The sequence below is a fragment of the Arthrobacter sp. AOP36-F1-5 genome, assembly GCF_058137995.1.
Map to the genome: position 1 here is coordinate 2,140,976 of NZ_CM176892.1, position 19,466 is coordinate 2,160,441.

A 19,466-nucleotide genomic window follows, 5' to 3' on the forward strand; every position below is an offset into this window, starting at 1 on the left:
CACCCTCCCGCAGGGGGAGGGCTAGCTGGCCAACCGACGACGGAGTTCCGCGAGCCGGGTGGCTGCGGTTGCGTCAACAACCTCGTCACCGACGACTACCCGGATACCTCCAACTAGTGATGGATCCACTGCGGCGTTGATCTTCAGATCGCGTCCGTAGAGCTTGTTGAGCCCTGCCTGCAGTCGGTTGAACTGTTCGTCAGTCAACGGACGGGTGGCGCTGACATGCGCAATCCACCGCTGCTGGCGCTTGGCCACCAACTCCACGAACTTCTCCACGAGATTCGCCGGCTTCAGACCCCGAGGGGACTGAACAGCCTGGGCGATCAGGACTCGTGCGACCTCGCCGGCCTGCGGGGATACCCGGAACGCAAGTTTGCGCTTGGCATCGTCCGAGGCCTGCGGGTCATCGAGCGCACGCTGCAGATCATGACTGGACCCCACAACCCTGATGAAGCCGAAAAGGTCTTCTTCGAGGGCTTCGAGACCGGCTGGTCCCTCTGCTTGGCGCTCAGCCACGCTGATGGCCACCGTGGCGGCCAGCGTTTCGAGTGCATCTCCGATGTCACGTGCCGAGCCCCACCGGGAACCGGCGAGGCCGACCACGATGGATTCGGCCTCCGCGGAGACCTTGCCCCGCAGTAGCCGGGACGTCAGTGCGGTCTTTTCCTCGGTGCTGCGCGCTGGATCGGTCAAGGCACGGCGCAAGCCGGCATTGGAATCCATGATGCGCAACACGCCGAAGAGATCCTCGGCGAGCGGCAGCCCGACCGTCGGCAGTTTCGCCTCAAGGTCGGACTGGGCCGCTGCCAGGGAGTGGCTCGATACACCTGCCATTAGTTCGATGCACCTGCGCTCTGCTCGTTTTCGAGGTCGCTCAGGAAGCGGTCAACCACGCGGGCCGAGCGTGCATCGTCGTCGAGGGCCTCGCCCACGATGCGGCTGGCCAGCTGGGTTGCCAGCGTTCCGACTTCTCCACGGAGGGAGACGACGGCTGCCTGGCGTTCAGCTTCAATCTGGACCTGCGCCTGATCGGTGATGCGTGCGGACTCTGCCGCCGCCTTCTCCTTCAGGTCGGCCAAGATCTTGGACCCCTCCGCACGGGCTTCCTCGCGAATGCGATTGGCTTCCGTGCGGGCGTCCAGCAGCTGCTGCCGGTACTCTTCGAGGGCTGCGTTGGCTTCTGCCTGTGCGGCTTCTGCCTTAGCGATCCCGCCCTCGATGGCTGTTGAGCGTTCCTTGTACGTCTTCTCGAATGCCGGAACGGCAAACTTGTTGACGATGTACAGCAGAACGAGGAACGTCACCAGCGTCAGTGCGATTTCCCACACGTTGGGGACGAGGGGGTTGACTTTCCCCTCAGCCGCGCTAATTGCTGCGTAGATCATGTTTCACCCGTCTTTCTTAGACTCTAACCTTCGGTTCCGAATACGGAGCCGAAGTTTAGACGCGGCCCCAGATGAAGGCGAAGACGAGGCCCAGGATGGCAAGGGCTTCAGTCAGCGCCAGGCCGAGGAAGGCGATCGGCTGCAGCACGCGCTGTGCCTCGGGCTGACGTGCGACGCCGTTGATGTAGGCGGCGAAGACGAGGCCCACGCCGATGGCACCGCCGATTGCGGAGAGGCCGTAGCCGATGGCGTTGAGGCTGCCGTAGATGTCCATTTGGTTCCTTTCAGAATGCCGGTTGGCAGGGTGTTGGATACAGGGTGTTCCCCCGGAGGGGAATGGTTCTTAGTGTTCTTCGACCAACGCGCCTTGGATGTAGATGGCTGTCAGCAGGACGAAGACGTAGGCCTGGAGGGCCATGATGAGGACTTCGAAGAGGCCCATGGCCACGCCGCCAGCGAAAGTCAGCACGCCTAGGCCCTTGAGGAAGGCGCCTCCCTCCACGAGCATGAAGGACGTACCGGCTGCGGCGAGCATCACGATGAGGTGTCCGGAGAGCATGGTGGCAAACAGACGGAGACTGTGCGTGAGCGGGCGGACGAAGAAGTTGGAGATGATCTCGATGACGATGATCAGCGGCAGGATCGCCTTCGGGACTCCCGAGGGGACCACTGACAGCTTTAGGTAGGCAATCCCGTGCTTCTTGAAGCCGAGGTAGATCCAGTACACGTAGACGATGCCGGCCAGTGCATAGGCGGTGCCCACATGCGAGGTGGTGGGCAGCTGGAAAATCGGGACGACCCCGAAGAGGTTGTTTATCAGAATGAAGAAGAACAAGCTCATCAGCAGCGGGACGTAGGGCTTGAAGTCCTTTTCCCCGATGATGTCCTTGCCGACCGAGTTACGGACGAAGTTGTACGAAATCTCGCCGAGGAACTGGAATTTGCCCGGAACAATCTTGCCACGGCGCGAGGTGGCCATGAAGAACCAGGAAATGAGAACGACGGACAGGATGACCAGCAACATCTGCTTGCCGAAGCCACTGCCGTAATCGGCTCCCCACGGGATGATTTCGGGAAGGTGCATGTCCTCTAGGCCGGGGGCTTTGAACCCACCTTCTGCGGGGGCCGCCGGAAGCGCAAGCGCGATCAACGCGGTTCCTCTCTGCTGTGTCCGTCATTGGGCAAAATCGTTGGAAGGCCGTTCAGGTTTCCCAACGGATGAAGTTTTTTGGTTCTTACTCGTCCGCACCAGAAATCGGCCCGGAAGCACGATCTTTTCGGTGGAGGACTGCCAGGTAATATCCGGCGGCGGCTCCAAGAAGGGCACCTACCAACCAGATCCAGCGGGCATGCAACAAGAAGTCCAACAACCACCCTATCAAACCCCACGCGATGATCCCGCCAACGATGTAGTTGACGTTCTCACGGAAGGGTGAGATCCCTCCGCCGTGGGGGCTGTCGCCTTTCGGTTGGGACATCAGGCCCCACCCGTTCCGGCGTCGGTGGTGGGAATCGGGTCGTTGTACAGCTGCAGGCGCAGCTTGGAGAAGGCATGCAACTCCACTACCTGCCAGATGACCACGGCCGAGACGACCCCGACCAGCAGCCAGGTTCCGTCCGTCCACGCCGGTAGGCCCAGACCGAAGGCCAGACCTCCCAGCAGAACGACCTTCACCACGTACCCGATCATGAACGCCCCGAAGGCGGCAGAGGGATTCCGCCGGCCCACCAGATGTCCAATGGCCAGGCTGATGCCGAAGAAGATGATGACCACGACCACCGATCCCAGGGCACTACCCGCCGCTGCCGGCCCGCCGATGATCCAAGCCACCAAGGCCAGGAGGACGGCGGCGATGCCGGTGACGACAGAACAAGTCCGCAGGATCGCCAGCCAGGGAGACGCGGTCTCCCCCGACTCCTTGACGACGCTTGCGCCGCCTGAGCCAGTCGCCTGAGGCATGTACATCCCATCTTTGACGCCTCCCCGACACAACAAACTGAATCGTCAAGGAGGTGTGGCAGCAGTTCTACTTATTGTGTTTCCGCTGGAAACCTCGTCCGATTCTACACGAGATAGAAAAGTATTCTGCACCGGGGGTGGCTAGGTGTATTGACCACGGACGTTGGTAACGCTCCGGGGTAGTTGAAATAGGGAAGACCTCCGGGTGAAGGTGGGCTTGTTCAGAGTCCGTTCCAACACCGGAGGTCTTCCATGCTCCACGCTAACGCACTTCTTGCCCCCAAGGGCCGCCTGTCCCTTGCCCAGAGCATCGTCGACGAGGGCTGGCCGCTACGCCGCGCCGCCGAACGCTTCCAGGTCTCCGTGACCACCGCAGCCCGGTGGGCCAAACGGTACCGGGAGCTCGGCCCCACAGGAATGCGCGATCGATCCAGCCGGCCCCAGCGCTCTCCCAACCAGACCCCGAAGCGGCGTGAGCGAAGGATCATCGCCCTGCGCGTGAACCGCCGCTGGGGCCCGGCACGCATCGCCTACCTGCTGGGCATGCACCCCTCGACCGTCCACAAGGTCCTCTCCCGCTACGGGCTGGCCAAGCTGGCTTGGCAGGACCGGGCGACCGGGCGGAACATCCGCCGCTACGAACACGAGAACCCAGGGGACCTGGTCCACGTCGACATCAAGAAACTCGGCCGGATCCCCGACGGCGGAGGCCACAAGATGCTGGGACGATTCGACGGGGTGCGGAACAAGACCGGCGCCGAATCCAACCGCCGACCCGGCTACATGTTCCTGCACAACGCCGTGGACGACCATTCCCGCCTGGCCTACACCGAGATCCTCGACGACGAGAAGAAGGAGACCGCCGCCGGGTTCTGGAAACGTGCCAACGACTACTTCAACAGCGTGGGCATCACGGTCCAACGAGTCCTCACCGACAACGGGTCGTGCTATCGCTCCCACGCCTTCCGGGACGCCCTGGGCGAGGACATCAAGCACAAGCGCACCCGCCCCTACCGCCCTCAAACCAACGGCAAGGTCGAGCGCTACAACCGCACCATGCTCGACGAATGGGCCTACGCCCGCCCCTATACTTCCGAGGCCGAACGCATCGCCGCCTTCGAACAGTGGCAACACCACTACAATCATCACCGAGGCCACACTTCACTACGAGGACTTCCACCCGCTGCCCGCGTACCCAACCTCAGTGGTCAATACAGCTAGGCCGCGACGTTGCCGCGCAGTCGCCCAATCCAGGCAGGACTCGAAAGGTACAGCAGCACCACGAGCAAGATGAAGACGCCCCACAGGTACTGTCCCACCCCGTTCGACAGGACGGCCAGCATGGCACCACCAGCACATAGCGCGGTCGCGGCGGCGACCATCAGGGACGAGCCGAGATGGCTCAGACCGACATCGGTCAGTCGCTGGTAGACGTGCTGTCGGTGGGCGGCATACCAGCGTTCCCCGCCGCGGATCCTGACCAAAAGGGTGTACCCGGTATCCACCAGGTAGATGGCCACCGGGCCCAGCAGATAGCCGGCTTCCATCCCGTTCAGGAAGGCCGCGGCGCCCAGTGCCGCCAGCGTTCCGCCCAGCAGGTAGCTGCCCACGTCCCCGAGGAAGACGTGCCCCCGCCCCAGGTTCCAGGGCAGGAAGGAGGCGAAGGCGGCGGCGACGACCAGGGAGGGGGCGATGAGCCAGGCCTGGTCATCGATCGCCCCGGCCCCGGCGAAGAAGAGACCGACCACCAGCCCGTGCAGGCCGCTGATCCCGTTGATGCCGTCCATGAAGTTGGCGACGTTGATGTAGGCGCCCAGGGCCAGCGCCCCGACGAGGATCCACCACCAGGAGCTGCCGGTGAGGATGACCATCGCCGTGGTGCCGACGGCACCGATGATCAGTTGCAGGGAGAACCGCCAGCCCACCGAAACCCCGCGGTAGTCCTCGACCCAGCCCAGGACGGCCGCGGCCAGGGCGACCCCGGCCACCACGGGAAGCAGGCCCCCCGAGGCGTTGTCCGCGGTGGCCCAGATGATCGCGAAGCCGGCCATGATGGCCACGGTGATGGTCAACCCCAATCCGCGCACCGCGGTGATGGTGTGCGAGGAGCGGTCGTTGGGCACGTCGATGACCCCCAGGCGCTGTAGCAGCGGGATGAGGGCGAAAGGCAGCAGGACACCGGCGACGAATGCGACGGCGATGGCCACGATGGCGGTTCCGGCCACTACACGGCGTCCTGGGCGTCGTGGCCGGGACCATCGGTGAGGCCCTGGCGGTGCTTCCACTCCCCCAGGTCCATGACGGCGGGATCCAGGACGTCGATATGGGCATGGGAGATCTTCGGGTGCAGCGGGCGTTCATCGCCTTCGCCTTCCCCGATGAGGTCCTCGTGCAGCTTCTCCCCCGGGCGCAGTCCGGTGATTTCGATTTCCACGTCCTTGCCGCTGAGCTGGATCATGTGCTCGGCGACGTCAAGGATGCGTACCGCCTTGCCCATGTCCAGGATCATCACTTCCCCGCCCCGGCCGATCGCCCCGGCCTGGATGACCAGTTGGCAGGCTTCGGGGATGGTCATGAAGAACCGGGTGGCCTCCGGGTCGGTGACGGTGACCGGGCCCCCCTTGAGGATCTGTTCGGTGAACAGCGGCAGCACCGAACCACGACTGCCCAGCACGTTGCCGAACCTGACCGAGACGTATTTGCAGCCGGTCTGCTCGCCCATCCAGGCGGTGAGCTTCTCGGCGACCCGTTTGGAGTGCCCCAGCGCGGTGGTGGGGTTGGCCGCCTTGTCGGTGGAGATGTTCACGTAGGTGTCCACGTTGGCCCCCCGGGCCGCGTTGAGCACGTTCAGGCTGCCCAGCACGTTGGTCTTCCAGGCTTCCTCCGGATACTGCTCCAACAACGAGACGTGTTTGAGTGCGGCGGTGTGGAAGACGACCTCCGGCTTGCGGTCCACGAAGATCCCGGTCAGGGTCTCGGCGTCGCGGATATCGGCCAGCACCGTATCCTGCCCGTTGAGCAGGCCCCGGCCGGTCAAGGAGATCTGGGTGGTCTGCAACCCGGTTTCATCACGGTCGAGCATGATCAGTTCGGCCGGTTGGTACATGCTGATCTGTCGGCACAGTTCGGAGCCGATGGAACCGCCGGCCCCGGTGACCAGCACGCGTTTGCCCGTGACGTACCCGGCGATCTCGTCGACGTGGATATCCACCGGGTGGCGACCGATCAGATCCTCGATGTCGACTTCGCGGAAGGAGAATTCATGGCCTCCGGTGAGCATGTCGCGCAGCGGCGGGACGACCAGGACCTTCAGCCCCAGTGAGTGCCCCAGATCGCTGATCTCCCGGATCGCCACGGCATCCATGTTCGCCATGGCCAGCAGGATCACGGTGGCCCGGGTGCGGCGGACCACGTCGGGGATGTCTTCCCGGCGGCCCAGCACCGGCACGGAGGAGATGCGCAGATGCTTCTTGGACGGGTCGTCGTCGATCAGTCCCACCGGTTGCCAGGGCGAGAGCCGGTCGTTGCTCATCCGGGTCACGATGGAGGTGCCGACGAAGCCGGCCCCGTAGATCAGTGTGCGTTCGGCGTGGTCCCCGGGTTTGGTCTTGCTCTCGACATGCATGCGTTTGACGTAGCGGATCGCCGCCATGAAGATGCAGGCGAAGGGGAAGGCAATCAGGCCGATGCCGCGGGCGATCTGCATCGGGATGCCCGCGAAGAGCAGCACGATGGTCAGGATCACCGAGACCGTGACGGTGACGATGACCAGCAGTTTGGCTTCGTGGAAGGACCCGAAGCTGTACCGTCCCCGATAGAGCGACAGGGCGGTCCCGACCACCAGCTGGCTGACGATGGCCACCGCCGCGATGATGGCGACGCCGTCGATCTTGGCCGGGTCGAAGGTCATTTCGTAGCGCAGGATCATGGCGATGATGATCGCGATGACCCAGGCCACGGCATCCAGCAGGAATTGTGAACCGAGCCAGAGGATCCGGTCGCTGCTGGCGGTCTTGGGTAGATCGGGGCTTTGCCTGGTGCTCATATGTTCGCGACGCTCAGGTCTGTGCTCCTCGTCAATGGTCCGGTCTCCCGGCAGGTGCCACGGTGGGTGGCACCTTGGATCTTGGGTCCTGCATGCGGTTGGTTCCGCGGTCCTAGCTGGTGGTCGGCGGCGGGCCGTCGGCCTGGACGTCGGAAACACCAGGGTCGGCCGGGGCCGATTCCGGCGTCCCGGAGGCCTCGGCGTCGTCGTCGTCCTTCAGTTCTACACCAGAACCTTCGGGTTCGGCTTGAGGGTTGGCCGCGTCGGGCATGGCCTCGTCGATACCGAGCAGCGACGGGACGCGTTCGCGTAGTTCCTCCAGGCCCAGGGCGCCCTGGCGCACCACGCGCAGGACCTCGCCGGTGCAGTCGACGATGGTCGAGGGCAGGGCAGAGGCCTCCGCGTCCTCCAGCGGCTCGGGACGTGGCCCGCCGTCGAGGTAGACGGCGACCGATTCGGCCAGCATCTGCTCGGCTTCGGCCGCCGTCGTCGCGGCCGGCTGGCCGGAACGGTTGGCGCTGGAAACCGCCAACGGGCCGGTCTCCTTGAGCAGATCCCGGGCGATCCGGTCATCGGGGATGCGCAAGGCCACGGTGCCCCGGGTGTCGCCCAGATCCCAGGACAAGCTCGGCTGGCTGCGCAGGATCAACGTCAGGGCGCCGGGCCAGAAGAAATTCGCCAGCAGCCGGGCATCGTCGGGGATCTCGGCAGCGAGCCCGTCCATGGTCCCCACCCGGGCGATGAGCACCGGTGGCGGCATGTTCCGTCCCCGGCCCTTGGCGGCCAGCAGGGTGGCCACCGCCTGGGCGGAGAAGGCGTCGGCGGCGATCCCGTAGACGGTGTCCGTGGGCATCACGACGCACTGTTTGGCCGTAATGGCCTCCTGGGCGGCGGCGATGGCCTCGGAGCGGGTGGGTTCGGTGGTGCAGTCAAAGCGTTCGGTCACGGGGTCCATTCTTCCATGTCGATCCGGCGGGGACGGCGGTTTCGGCCAGGTAGGCGGCGGTCACCCGGTCGGCGTCGTTGAGGTCGCGGTGGCCGTGGATCCCCTGCCACCGACCACTTTCGGCGAAGAGTCCTTGCATCGGTCCGGCCTGGACCTCCGCGTGTTCCAGGGCCAGATAGCCTCCGGGGGCCAGCAGGCGGACCCCGGCGGCGATGACCGCGCGCGGCAGATCCAGTCCGTCGGGCCCTCCCCCGTAGAGCGCCAGCTCCGGATCGTGGTCGCGGACTTCAGGGTCCCGCGGGATGGCGCCGGGAGGGATGTAGGGGGGATTGGACACCACCAGGTCGAAGGTCCCGTGGTGCCGGGCCAAAGCGGTGCGCAGGTCCTCGGCGACCAACGTGACGCCGTGGGGGGCGGTGTTGCGCAGCGCCCACGGGTAGGCCTGCTCGCTGATTTCGACCGCGAAGACCTCCGCGCCGGGAACCTCGCTGGCCACCGCGGCGGCGATGGCCCCGGAACCGGTCCCCAGATCCACGACCCGTACGCCGCCCTGCCCGGCCAGGACCTCCCGGGCCCGGTCGATCGCCAGTTGGGCCAGCAGTTCCGTTTCCGGACGCGGGATGAACACCCCGGGTCCGACGGCCAGCTCCAGATGACGGAAATAGGCCACCCCGGTCAGATGCTGCAGCGGGATCCGTTGGGCCCTGCGGGCCACCAGCTCCTGGAATCCCTCGGGGGCCGGGGCCCCCGCCAGGGCCAGGGCCAGGACGCGGCCCCGGGAGACGGACAGCAGATGCGCGGCCAGCAGTTCCGCGTCGGCGCGCGGGGAGGAGACCCCGGCCTCGCGCAGTTCTCCCACCGCCGTGCGCAGTGCCTGCTCCAGTTCCACCGCGGGCCTACTTCTGGTCGTCGCCGATGGCGTCCAGGCGGTCCTGTTCGTCCATTTCGATGCAGGAGTTGATCAGCGGGTCCAGTTCCCCGTTCATCACGTGGTCCAGGTTGTAGGCCTTATATCCGGTGCGGTGGTCGGCGATCCGGTTTTCCGGGTAGTTGTAGGTGCGGATGCGCTCGGACCGGTCCATGGTGCGCACCTGGGACTTGCGGACCTCGGAGTTCTCCGCGTCGATCTGCTCCTGCTGATGGGCCAGCAGCCTGGACCGCAGCACGCGCATGGCCGCTTCACGGTTCTGGATCTGGGACTTCTCGTTCTGCATGGCCACCACGATCCCGGTGGGCAGGTGCGTCAGGCGCACTGCCGAGTCGGTGGTGTTCACGCTCTGGCCGCCGGGGCCCGAGGACCGGTACACGTCGACCTTCAGGTCGTTGGGGTGCAGATCCACCTCCTCCGGCTCGTCGACCTCGGGCAGCACCAGCACGCCCGCGGCCGAGGTGTGGATCCGCCCCTGGGATTCGGTGACCGGCACCCGTTGCACGCGGTGCACCCCGCCCTCGAACTTCAGGTGGGCGTAGACGCCTTCAGCAGGATCGTTGGACTTTCCCTTGATGGCCATCTGGGCGTCCTTATAGCCACCGAGATCCGATTCGTTGGAGGAGATCAGTTCGGTCTTCCACCCCCGGTGCTCCGCATAGCGGGTGTACATGCGCAGCAGGTCCGCGGCGAACAGTGCCGCCTCGTCGCCGCCTTCACCACCCTTGACCTCCAGGATCACATCACGGGAGTCGTTGGGGTCCCGCGGGATCAGCAGACGGCGCAGCTTCTCCTCCGCGGCCGGCAGTTCGGCCTCCAGGCTGGCGACCTCTTCGGCGAACTCTGCGTCCTCCTCGGCCATCTCCCGGGCCGCTTCCAGGTCCTCGGTGATCTGGACGTAGCGCTTATGCGCCTCGACGATCCCGTTGAGCTGGGCACTGCGGCGTCCGAGCTTCCGGGCCACCGCCTGGTCCTGGTAGACGGCGGGGTCGCTGAGCCTGGCCTGCAGTTCGGCGTGCTCGTCGAGCAGGCCCTGGATGGACTCGAACATGGCTGTACTTCTTTCTCGGCACCACGGGTGGTTGCGGTTTCCACGCGGATACCAGTCTAGGGACGAACGGGCCGTCTCCCGGCCTTAACGCATAACGCCCGGCCCGGTCCACGCCTTCAGGGGCGGGACCGGATCCGGGCGGTACGGGTAGCTAGGAGTCGGACTTGGACCCGAGGGTCGTCTTGGACACCAGCATCAGGAATTCCGCGTTGGACTGCGTTTCGCGGATCTTGGAGGTGAGGACCTCCAACGCCTGCTGCGTCTCCAGCCCGGAGAGCACCCGGCGCAGACGCCACATGATCTTGATCTCTTCGGGAGAAAGCAGGTTCTCTTCGCGGCGGGTGCTGGATTCGCGCACATCCACTGCCGGGAAGATCCGCTTGTCCGCCAACTGGCGGGACAGGCGCAACTCCATGTTGCCGGTGCCCTTGAACTCCTCGAAGATGACCTCGTCCATCTTGGAGCCGGTCTCCACCAGTGCGGTGGCCAGGATGGTCAGCGAGCCACCGTTCTCGATGTTGCGGGCGGCACCGAAGAAGCGCTTCGGCGGGTACAGGGCCGCCGAGTCGACACCACCGGAAAGGATCCGGCCCGAGGCCGGGGCGCTGAGGTTGTAGGCACGGCCCAGACGGGTCATCGAGTCCAGCAGGACCACGACGTCCATGCCCATTTCCACCAGGCGCTTGGCCCGTTCGATGGCCAGTTCCGCGACCGTGGTGTGGTCGTCGGCGGGACGGTCGAAGGTCGAGGCAACGACCTCGCCCTTGACCGTGCGCTGCATGTCGGTGACTTCTTCGGGACGCTCGTCCACGAGCACCATCATGAGGTGGACCTCGGGGTTGTTCACCGTGATCGCGTTGGCGATGGACTGCAGGATCAGGGTCTTGCCGGCCTTCGGCGGCGAGACGATCAGGCCACGCTGGCCCTTGCCGATCGGGGCGACCAGGTCGATGACGCGCGGTCCGACGAGCTTGGCGTCGGTTTCCATGCGCAGACGCTCGGAGGGGTAGAGCGGGACGAGCTTGTTGAACTCGACACGGTCCTTGTTCTCCTCGACCGGCTTGCCGTTCACGTTCGTCAGCTTCACCAGGGCATTGAACTTCGCCCGCTGGTTGCCCGAGTTGTTGTTCTCGCCATCGCGGGGGGCCCGGATGGCTCCGACGACCGCGTCGCCCTTGCGCAGGTTGTGGCGCTTGACCTGGTTCAGCGAGACGTAGACGTCGCTGGGCCCGGGCAGGTAGCCGGAGGTGCGCACGAAGGCGTAGTTCTCCAGCACGTCCAGGATCCCGGCCACCGGCAGCAGGACATCGTCCTCGGTGACCTCGGTGTCGTCCACCTCGGGCTGGTTGCGGTTGCGTCCGCGACGGTTGTTCCGGTCGTTCCGGTCGTTGCGGTCGTTGCGATTGCGGTTCCGGTCGCGGCGGTTGTTGCGTCCACCGCGGTCGTTGGAATCGTTGTCGCGACGGTGGTCGTTGTCCCGCTGGTTGTCCCGGCGGTTGTTCTCCCGCTGGTTGTCACGCTGGTTGCTGTGGTCGCGCTGGTTGTCCTGCTGGTTGTCCCGGCGGTTGCCGTGATCGCGCTGATTGTCCTGCTGGTCGTTGCGACCCGAGTCGTTCTGCTGGCCCTTCTGGCCCTCGTCGCGGTTTCCATCGCGGGAGTCATGGGAGTTGCCGGACTCGTTGTTGTCGCGGCGGTTACGCGAACGACGGTTGCGCGAACGGTCGTTGCCCCGGTCCTGGCGGTCGTCGTTGCCGCCGGAGGACTGGGCGCCCTCCTGCTGCTGGCCACCGTCCTGGCTTGAACCGGAGTTGGCGTCGTTGCCCTCGGTGGTCTCGGAGGTACGGCGCGCACCACGGCTGCGGCGCTGGTTGGAGCCGGAATCGTTGGAGGTCTCGGCCTCGGCGTCGGGAGCGGAGGCGACCTGCTTCGAGTCGGTCGACTCGGTAGCGGTGCTCTGCCCATCGCTGCTGGCTCGACGGCTGCGGCCACGGCCACGGGCCGGGCGATCCTCGGACTCGGACTGCGGGGCGGCCTCGGCCGGCGCCTTCTCGGCGGTCTTCGCCTTCTGGGCGGGGGCCTGTGTTGCTGCGGCCTTGGCTGGCTTGTCGCGGTCGGCGACGGAGCCGCCACGCTGGTGGTTCGAGATGGCGGTGACGAGATCACCCTTGCGCATCCGCGATCCGCCGGTGATCCCCAGTTGTGACGCCAGTGCCTGGAGCTGGGCGAGCTTGAGCCCGGCCAGTCCTGCGCTCTGTGGTGCCGTCGACGTTTCTTCCACGCCTGCGGTCAGGCTGGTGGTATCGGTCACGAAGGTTCCTTCCCCCTCGTCGGGCGGATCATATCGGAACGATCCGCTGGGTTGTCTTCCGGTACTCCGCTTCAGATGCGGGCCGGCTGCCGGGCATATCGGCAAACGCCGATGCTGCCCTGAAGCATTCATCCTGTGTGGTGGCCGCCGGTTCCCCGGCAATCGGGGCACGGCCAGCATGAAAGCCGCACGCGGTCTGCTTCGGGTCGACACAGGGGAACCAAATAAGTGGAGTTCGCGAAGTGCACGATCCGTGCGTTCCCCGATCCCGATGGTGACCAAACGTCTCCGTCGCGAATACCGGGGGTATTACCGCTAGTGCGACTCCACTCTAACACCCGTGAGGTCTATCCCGGGCATCAGGACACGCCACGTCACCGCGGCGGCCCTCGATCCGGGATCCCGGGTGACGGTCGGCGCGGCGGCGATGAGTTCGGCGACGGCATCGGCTTCCCGGGCCGAGACGGCCAGGATGAGCACCGTGGGCCCGGCGCCGGAAACCACTGCCGCATGCCCCGCGGACCGCAGCCGGGAGATCAGTTCGGCCGAGGCGGGCATCGCCGGGGCCCGCTGGTCCTGGTGGAGCCGGTCCTCGGTGGCCGCCAGCAGCAGCTCCGGGTGCCCGGCCAGGGCATGGACCAGCAGACCCACATGGGCTCCATTGGCCGCGGCCACCGCGTGCGGCACGGTGTCCGGCAGCAGCGAGCGGGCCGTCCGGGTGGAGAGTTCGGTATCGGGGATCGCCACCACCGGCACGATCGACGGGTCCAGCTCCAGTGCCGTGCTGCGGGCCCCGTGTTCGTCCTGCAGCGACAGCGTCAGGGCCCCCTCGACGGCCGGGGCGACGTTATCGGGGTGGCCCTCCAACCGGGCTGCGGCCGCGAACAGTGGTTCGCGGCCGGTCACCTCGCGGCGCAGGGCCTCGGGCAGCAGGGCGTCGGCGGCAGCCAGCCCCGAGACGATCGCCGCCGCCGAGGAACCCAGCCCCCGTCCGTGCGGGATCACATTATGGGCGTGCAGCCGCAGTCCGGCAGGTCCGGCCCCGGCGTCGGCCCACCGGGCAAGGATGGTGCGGGCGACCAGATGGTGGGCATCGGTGGGCAGGCAGCCGGCACCCTCCCCCTCGACCTCGACCTTGACCCCGGTTTCCGCCGTCGTGGTCACCGTCAACGTGTCGCGCAGACCCAATGCCAGCCCGAGGCAGTCATAGCCGGGACCCAGGTTGGCGGTGGTCCCGGGCACCGACACCGTCACCCGTTGGCCGGGGGCCACGACCGGGCCGTGGACCCTGGCCTGGGGGACGGGGATGCCCGCGGGATTCGTGCGGCCCATGCTTCAGGCCAGGCCGAGGGCGTCGGCCACTGCCACGACGTCGAAGTCCACCTTGGTGGGGGCGACGTCGGATCCGTCCGCGTTGCGCAAGGCCCATTGCGGGTCCTTGAGCCCGTGGCCGGTGACCGTGATGACGATCTTCCTACCGGCCGGGACGTCCCCGGCGGCATGGTGCTTGAGCAGTCCGGCGACCCCCGCAGCGGATGCCGGTTCCACGAACACCCCTTCCTTGGCCGAAAGCCAGCGGTGGGCCTCGAGGATCTCCTCGTCGCTGACGGCGTCGATCATGCCGCCGGATTCATCACGGGCGGCTTCGGCCTGGGCCCAGGAGGCAGGGTTGCCGATCCGGATGGCGGTGGCGATCGTATCGGGTTCGGTGATCGGGTGGCCGGCGACGATCGGTGCCGAGCCGGCGGCCTGGAACCCCCACATGATCGGGCGTTTGGTGGCCACGGGGGCCAGCTGGCCGGCACTGGCGGATTCGTAGGGCTCGGAATACTCCTGGTAGCCCTTCCAGTAGGCGGTGATGTTCCCCGCATTGCCCACCGGCAACAGGTGGTAGTCCGGGGCGTCCCCCAGGAAATCCACGATCTCGAAGGCCCCGGTCTTCTGGCCTTCGATCCGGGCCGGGTTCACCGAGTTCACCAGGAAGACCGGGTAGTTCTCGCTCAGCTTCCGGGCCACCTCCAGGCAGTTGTCGAAGTTGCCGTTGACCTGCAGCAGTTCGGCACCGTGGGCGATGGCCTGGGAGAGCTTGCCCATGGCGATCTTGCCGTCGGGGACCAGCACGGCGCATTTGATGCCCGCCTGGGTGGCGTAGGCGGCGGCCGAGGCCGAGGTGTTGCCGGTGGAGGCGCAGACGACGGCCTCGGCGCCGGAGGCGATCGCCGCGGTGATGGCCATGGTCATGCCTCGGTCCTTGAAGGAGCCGGTGGGGTTCATCCCCTCGACCTTCAGGTACACCTCGGATCCGGTGAGTTCGGACAACGCCGGGGCGAAGACCAGCGGGGTGCCCCCCTCCCCCAGGGTGATGACCCGGGTGGAATCGTCCACGGGCAGTCGGGATGCGTATTCGCGGATGACTCCGCGCCACTGGTGGGCCACTTAGTTTCCTTCGACTCGGAGTACGGACGTCACGGCGGTGACGACGCTGAGTTCCTTGATGTCCGCCACGGTCGCGGCCAGGGCTGCTTCGCTGCCGCGGTGGGTGACGAAGCGCAGCGACGCCGAGCCGGGGGCATCCCCTTCGACGTCCTCGGGACTCTGGCGCATGGTTTCGATGGAGACCTTGTGGTCGGTGAAGATCTTCGCGATCTTGGCCAGGACGCCGGTCTTGTCGCTGACCTGCAGGCCGATGCTGTAGCTGGTGCGTACCGCTTCGATGGGCAGGGCCTTGATCTGGCCGACGGTGGCCTCGGTGCGTCCCGGACCGCCCAGGACGACGCGACGGGCCGCGGAGACGACATCACCGACGATGGCCGAGGCGGTGGGACGGCCGCCGGCCCCCTGGCCGTAGAACATCAGTTCCCCGGCATTGTCGGCCTCGACGAACACGGCATTGAAGGCCCCGTGCACCGCGGCCAGCGGGTGCACGCGCGGGATCAGCGTCGGGTGGACCCGGACGCCGACCCCTTCGGGGCCGCTGCCGTTGCCCAGGCGTTCGGCGATGGCCAGCAACTTGATGACCATTCCCTGTTCGCGGGCGGCGGCCACGTCCTCGGCGGTGACGGAGGTGATGCCTTCGCAGTCCACATCGTCCAGGTCGAAGGGCGCGTGGAAGGACAGAGTCGCCAGGATCGCCGCCTTCGAGGCGGCGTCGTGGCCTTCGATGTCCGCCGTCGGATCGGCTTCGGCGTAGCCGAGCTCCTTGGCCTTGGCCAGGGCGTCGTCGAAGGCCGCGCCGGAGGTGTCCATGGCGTCGAGGATGTAGTTGGTGGTGCCGTTGACGATGCCCATGACCTTGGTGATCCGGTCACCCGCCAAGGAATCGCGGATGGGCCGCAGGATCGGGATGGCCCCGGCCACGGCTGCCTCGTAGGAGAGTTGGACTCCGGCCTCGTTGGCCCGGGCCGAGAGCCCCGGCAGGTCCTTGGCCAGCAGCGCCTTGTTCCCGGTGACCACCGTGGCTCCGGCATCGATGGCCCGGCGGATCAGGGAGGCGGCCGGTTCCAGGCCGCCCATGAGCTCGATGACGATATCCGCGGAGTCCACCAGTGCCTCGGCATCGGTGGTGAACAGTCCGGCGGGCAGTTCCACATCGCGCGGTGCCCCGGTGTTGCGCACGGCGATGCCTGCCAGTTCCAGTCCCGCCCCGGTGCGCTCGGAGAGGACTTCGGCGTCGTCCAGCAGGATCCTGGCGACCTGCGCACCGACATTGCCGCAGCCGAGGAGGGCCACCTTGAGTTTCTTCACGTGTTACCTACGCTCCCATGTCACGGGCCAACAAATCGTCTTCGGTTTCCCTGCGGATGATGACGCGGGCGGCACCATCGCGGATGGCGATCACCGCGGGCCGGCCCAGATAGTTGTAGTTGCTGGCCAAAGCCCAGCAATACGCACCGGTTCCGGGGACCGCGAGGAGGTCGCCCGCCGCGACGTCGTCCGGCAGGTAAACATCCCGGACGACTATGTCACCACTTTCACAGTGTTTTCCAACCACCCGGGACATAATCGGTTCGGCCTCCGTCACACGCGAGGCGAGCACGGCACTGTAGTCCGCTTCGTAGAGCACCGGCCGGGCGTTGTCGCTCATCCCGCCGTCCACCGAAACATAGCGACGCGGCAGCGTACCGGCCCCGTCGTCGACCTGGACGGTCTTGCGGACCCCGGTCTCGTAGAGGGTGAAGGTGCTCGGGCCGGCAATGGCCCGTCCGGGTTCGATGGAGATCCGCGGGACCGCCAACCCCAGGGCGGCGGCTTCCTCGGCCACGACGGCGGCCATCGCCCGGGCCAGCTCGGCCGGATCACGGGGGGTGTCGGCCTCGGTGTAGGCGATGCCGTATCCGCCGCCCAGATCCAGTTCGGGCAGCTCCACCCCGTGCCGGTCCCGGATCGCGCCCAGGAAGCCGAGCATGGTGCGGGCGGCGATCTCAAAACCTTCGGCCTCGAAGATCTGCGAGCCGATATGGGCGTGGATGCCCAGCAGATTCACCTCCGGCGCCTCCAGGGCCACCGCCACGGCCGCCGCCGCCGGCGAACTGCCGGTCGCGTCGGGGACCAGGGACAGACCGAACTTCTGGTCCTCGTGGGCGGTGGCAATGAACTCGTGGGTGCTCGCATGGACCCCCGGGGTCAACCGGAGCATCACGTTGGCGGTGGCGCCCTTGCGGCCGGCGAGGGTGATGATGCGGTCGAGCTCATCCAGGCTGTCCACCACGATCCGGCCCAGCCCCAGGTCCAGGGCGGTGTCGATCTCGGTCGCCGATTTGTTGTTCCCGTGCAGCGACAGGTTCGCCGCCGGGACCCCGGCGCGTCGGGCCACCGCCAGTTCCCCGCCCGAGCAGGTGTCCAGACGCAGTCCCTCCTCGGTGATCCAGCGGGCCACCTCGATGCTCAGGAACGCCTTGCCGGCATAGTAGACGTCGACCCCGCCGCAGAGTTCGGCGAAGGCCGCGTCGAAGGCCTCACGGAAGCCGGCGGCCCGGGCCCGGAAGTCATCCTCGTCCAGCACGAACAAGGCGGTGCCGTATCGGCGGGCCAGCTCCGTCACGCGCAGTCCCTGAACCGCCAGTTCGCCGTCATCGGTGCGGGCCACTCCGGAGGCCCATTGGACGCGGTGCAGTGCGTTGATGTCAGTGGGGTAGCTCAACCAGTCGGGAGCCAGATTCGAGGCCGCCACGGCTACATCCTCTCCGGGGCCGAAACGCCCAACAGGTCCAGGCCGTTGGCCAGCACCTGGGTGGTGGCGTCGTTGAGCCACAGCCGGGTGCGGTTGACGTCCTCGACCGGTCCGTCGGCCAACGGGGTGATCCGGGCCGCCGCATACCAGCGGTGGTAGGCCCCGGCCAGGGATTCGAGGTAGCGGGCCACACGGTGCGGCTCCCGGTGTTCCGCGGCACCGACCAGGTGGTGCGGGAACTGCGCCAGCACGGCCAGCAGGTCGTTTTCGGTCTCGTGGGTCAGCAGCGCGGCGTTGAAGGCGCTGCGGTCCACCCCGGCGGCCGCGGCGTTGCGCGAGGCCGCCCGGGACCTGGCATGGGCGTATTGGACGTAGAACACCGGGTTGTCGTTGGACTTCTGCTGCAGCAGATCCAGGTCGATGTCGATGTTCGAGTCCGAGGAATAGCGGGTCAGCGCGTAGCGGGCCGCGTCCACCCCCACCGTGTCCACCAGGTCCTCGAGGGTGACCACGGTGCCGGCCCGTTTGGACATGCGCACGGGTTTGCCCTCGCGCATCAGGTTGACCATCTGGCCGATCATGACCTCGACGCAGTCCGGGTCGTGGCCCAGGGCCGCCGCGGCGGCCTTCAACCGGGCGACGTAGCCGTGGTGGTCGGCGCCGAGCATGTACACGTTCAGGTCGAAGCCCCGTGCCCGCTTGTCCTGGATATAGGCGATGTCCCCGGCGATGTAGGCGGCCTGGCCATCGGACTTGATGACGACCCGGTCCTTGTCGTCCCCGTGTTCGGTCGAGCGCAACCACCAGGCCCCGTCGGCGAAGTACAGGCTTCCGGAGGTCTTCAGCTGTTCCAGCAGCTTCTCGACCGAGCCATCGCGGTGCAGGGAATCCTCGTGGAAGAAGACATCGAAGTCGACGCCGAAGTCGTGAAGGGAGGACTTGATCTCCCCGAACATCATGTCCACGCCGATCGCCCGGAAGCGTTCCTGCGGATCGGCAGCCTGCAGGATCTCCGGCTCGATGGCGAGCACACGCGCGGTGATGTCATCGATGTACTGCCCCGCGTAGCCGTCCTCGGGGGTTGCTTCACCGCGGGCGTTGGCCAGCAGGGACCGGGCAAAGCGGTCGATCTGGGCGCCATGGTCGTTGAAGTAGTACTCACGGGTCACTTCGGCGCCCTGGTTCTGGAAGATTCGGGCCAGCGAGTCCCCGACCGCGGCCCACCGGGTCCCCCCGAGGTGGATCGGTCCCGTCGGGTTCGCCGACACGAATTCAAGGTTGATCCGTTGGCCCGCCAGGCTCGACCCGGCCCCGTACGCGGCCCCTGCCTCGACGATGGATTTGGCCAGCTCACCGGCGGCGGCCGCGTCGAGGGTGATGTTCAGAAATCCCGGTCCGGCGATGTCGACGGAGGCGACCCCGGGGATCGAGACCAGGCGTTCGCGCAGGGCGGCGGCGAATTCGCGCGGGTTCATGCCGGCCTTCTTGCCCAGCTGCAGGGCGATGTTGGTGGCCCAGTCCCCGTGCTCACGGCTCTTGGGTCGTTCCACCCGCACTTCTTCGGGCACGTCGACGGTGAATTCACCGGCAGCGACGGCTTCGCGCAGGCAGGCGGAAATGGCGAGGGAGAGTTCTTCAGGAGTCACCCCCCAAGGATAACGGCCCGGCAG

Annotated in this window: 17 protein-coding genes; 1 reads left to right on the forward strand and 16 read right to left on the reverse strand. The window is 66.7% G+C overall.

The window, feature by feature from the left end; genetic code table 11:
* Nucleotides 1–21 precede the first annotated feature (21 nt).
* From AC3ZI9_RS09785 to AC3ZI9_RS09805, 5 genes are all read right to left on the reverse strand, one after another.
* Nucleotides 22–837, reverse strand: a complete 816-nt coding sequence (locus AC3ZI9_RS09785; protein WP_443347376.1) for a F0F1 ATP synthase subunit delta — start codon at nucleotides 835–837, stop codon at nucleotides 22–24.
* Nucleotides 837–1,388 (reverse strand): F0F1 ATP synthase subunit B, encoded by a 552-nt coding sequence (locus tag AC3ZI9_RS09790; RefSeq protein WP_086998937.1) that lies wholly within the window; start codon nucleotides 1,386–1,388, stop codon nucleotides 837–839. The genes AC3ZI9_RS09785 and AC3ZI9_RS09790 overlap by 1 nt, the downstream gene beginning before the upstream one ends.
* Nucleotides 1,389–1,443: 55 nt before the next feature.
* The gene (gene atpE / locus AC3ZI9_RS09795) at nucleotides 1,444–1,662 is read right to left on the reverse strand and encodes an ATP synthase F0 subunit C (RefSeq protein WP_086998932.1); all 219 of its coding nucleotides are present in this window, start codon (nucleotides 1,660–1,662) and stop codon (nucleotides 1,444–1,446) included.
* A gap of 69 nt (nucleotides 1,663–1,731) precedes the next feature.
* Nucleotides 1,732–2,538 carry a F0F1 ATP synthase subunit A gene (atpB, locus tag AC3ZI9_RS09800; RefSeq protein ID WP_096223596.1) on the reverse strand — a complete coding sequence of 269 codons (807 nt, stop codon included), beginning with the start codon at nucleotides 2,536–2,538 and terminating at the stop codon, nucleotides 1,732–1,734.
* 327 nt (nucleotides 2,539–2,865) lie between these two features.
* A complete protein-coding gene (locus tag AC3ZI9_RS09805) occupies nucleotides 2,866–3,348 on the reverse strand; it encodes a hypothetical protein (RefSeq protein ID WP_143413295.1) in 483 nt (160 codons plus the stop codon).
* A gap of 252 nt (nucleotides 3,349–3,600) precedes the next feature.
* Here AC3ZI9_RS09805 and AC3ZI9_RS09810 point away from each other — a divergent pair, with 252 nt between their 5' ends.
* Entirely contained in the window at nucleotides 3,601–4,569 is a 969-nt protein-coding gene (locus AC3ZI9_RS09810; protein WP_489923558.1) for an IS481 family transposase, read from the forward strand.
* On the opposite strand, the gene AC3ZI9_RS09815 is transcribed toward AC3ZI9_RS09810, so the two are convergent.
* The 11 genes from AC3ZI9_RS09815 to argS all read right to left on the reverse strand — a co-directional run bounded on the left by AC3ZI9_RS09815 (nucleotide 4,566) and on the right by argS (nucleotide 19,442).
* On the reverse strand, nucleotides 4,566–5,573 hold the full coding sequence (locus tag AC3ZI9_RS09815; RefSeq protein ID WP_489923559.1) for an MraY family glycosyltransferase: 1,008 nt from the start codon (nucleotides 5,571–5,573) through the stop codon (nucleotides 4,566–4,568). The two genes, AC3ZI9_RS09810 and AC3ZI9_RS09815, sit on opposite strands and share 4 nt — an antisense overlap.
* Entirely contained in the window at nucleotides 5,573–7,393 is a 1,821-nt protein-coding gene (locus tag AC3ZI9_RS09820) for a polysaccharide biosynthesis protein (protein WP_444553576.1), read from the reverse strand. Before AC3ZI9_RS09820 ends, AC3ZI9_RS09815 begins: the two co-directional genes overlap by 1 nt.
* Before the next feature lie 112 nt (nucleotides 7,394–7,505).
* Nucleotides 7,506–8,339 carry an L-threonylcarbamoyladenylate synthase gene (locus tag AC3ZI9_RS09825; RefSeq protein WP_444553577.1) on the reverse strand — a complete coding sequence of 278 codons (834 nt, stop codon included), beginning with the start codon at nucleotides 8,337–8,339 and terminating at the stop codon, nucleotides 7,506–7,508.
* A complete protein-coding gene (gene prmC, locus AC3ZI9_RS09830) occupies nucleotides 8,323–9,228 on the reverse strand; it encodes a peptide chain release factor N(5)-glutamine methyltransferase (RefSeq protein WP_444553578.1) in 906 nt (301 codons plus the stop codon). The genes AC3ZI9_RS09825 and prmC overlap by 17 nt, the downstream gene beginning before the upstream one ends.
* A gap of 7 nt (nucleotides 9,229–9,235) precedes the next feature.
* A complete protein-coding gene (gene prfA, locus AC3ZI9_RS09835; protein WP_444553579.1) occupies nucleotides 9,236–10,318 on the reverse strand; it encodes a peptide chain release factor 1 in 1,083 nt (360 codons plus the stop codon).
* A 151-nt stretch (nucleotides 10,319–10,469) separates the two neighbouring features.
* The gene (gene rho / locus AC3ZI9_RS09840) at nucleotides 10,470–12,626 is read right to left on the reverse strand and encodes a transcription termination factor Rho (protein WP_444553580.1); all 2,157 of its coding nucleotides are present in this window, start codon (nucleotides 12,624–12,626) and stop codon (nucleotides 10,470–10,472) included.
* Between the two features lie 315 nt (nucleotides 12,627–12,941).
* Nucleotides 12,942–13,958, reverse strand: a complete 1,017-nt coding sequence (gene thrB, locus AC3ZI9_RS09845; protein ID WP_444553581.1) for a homoserine kinase — start codon at nucleotides 13,956–13,958, stop codon at nucleotides 12,942–12,944.
* A gap of 3 nt (nucleotides 13,959–13,961) precedes the next feature.
* Nucleotides 13,962–15,062, reverse strand: a complete 1,101-nt coding sequence (gene thrC / locus AC3ZI9_RS09850; RefSeq protein ID WP_444561567.1) for a threonine synthase — start codon at nucleotides 15,060–15,062, stop codon at nucleotides 13,962–13,964.
* Nucleotides 15,063–16,370, reverse strand: a complete 1,308-nt coding sequence (locus tag AC3ZI9_RS09855) for a homoserine dehydrogenase (RefSeq protein WP_444553583.1) — start codon at nucleotides 16,368–16,370, stop codon at nucleotides 15,063–15,065.
* Between the two features lie 7 nt (nucleotides 16,371–16,377).
* Entirely contained in the window at nucleotides 16,378–17,796 is a 1,419-nt protein-coding gene (gene lysA / locus AC3ZI9_RS09860; protein WP_444553584.1) for a diaminopimelate decarboxylase, read from the reverse strand.
* 2 nt (nucleotides 17,797–17,798) lie between these two features.
* Complete coding sequence (gene argS / locus AC3ZI9_RS09865) at nucleotides 17,799–19,442, reverse strand: arginine--tRNA ligase (RefSeq protein WP_444553585.1); 1,644 nt, start codon at nucleotides 19,440–19,442, stop codon at nucleotides 17,799–17,801.
* Nucleotides 19,443–19,466: the final 24 nt, after the last annotated feature.

Bases quoted from the DNA above. Each gene is read 5' to 3' on its own strand.
- atpE (WP_086998932.1), bottom strand. From the start codon at position 1,662: ATGGACATCTACGGCAGCCTCAACGCCATCGGCTACGGCCTCTCCGCA.
- AC3ZI9_RS09790 (WP_086998937.1), bottom strand. From the start codon at position 1,388: ATGATCTACGCAGCAATTAGCGCGGCTGAGGGGAAAGTCAACCCCCTC.
- AC3ZI9_RS09820 (WP_444553576.1), bottom strand. From the start codon at position 7,393: ATGAGCACCAGGCAAAGCCCCGATCTACCCAAGACCGCCAGCAGCGAC.
- AC3ZI9_RS09810 (WP_489923558.1), top strand. From the start codon at position 3,601: ATGCTCCACGCTAACGCACTTCTTGCCCCCAAGGGCCGCCTGTCCCTT.
- thrB (WP_444553581.1), bottom strand. From the start codon at position 13,958: ATGGGCCGCACGAATCCCGCGGGCATCCCCGTCCCCCAGGCCAGGGTC.
- prfA (WP_444553579.1), bottom strand. From the start codon at position 10,318: ATGTTCGAGTCCATCCAGGGCCTGCTCGACGAGCACGCCGAACTGCAG.
- AC3ZI9_RS09805 (WP_143413295.1), bottom strand. From the start codon at position 3,348: ATGCCTCAGGCGACTGGCTCAGGCGGCGCAAGCGTCGTCAAGGAGTCG.
- AC3ZI9_RS09785 (WP_443347376.1), bottom strand. From the start codon at position 837: ATGGCAGGTGTATCGAGCCACTCCCTGGCAGCGGCCCAGTCCGACCTT.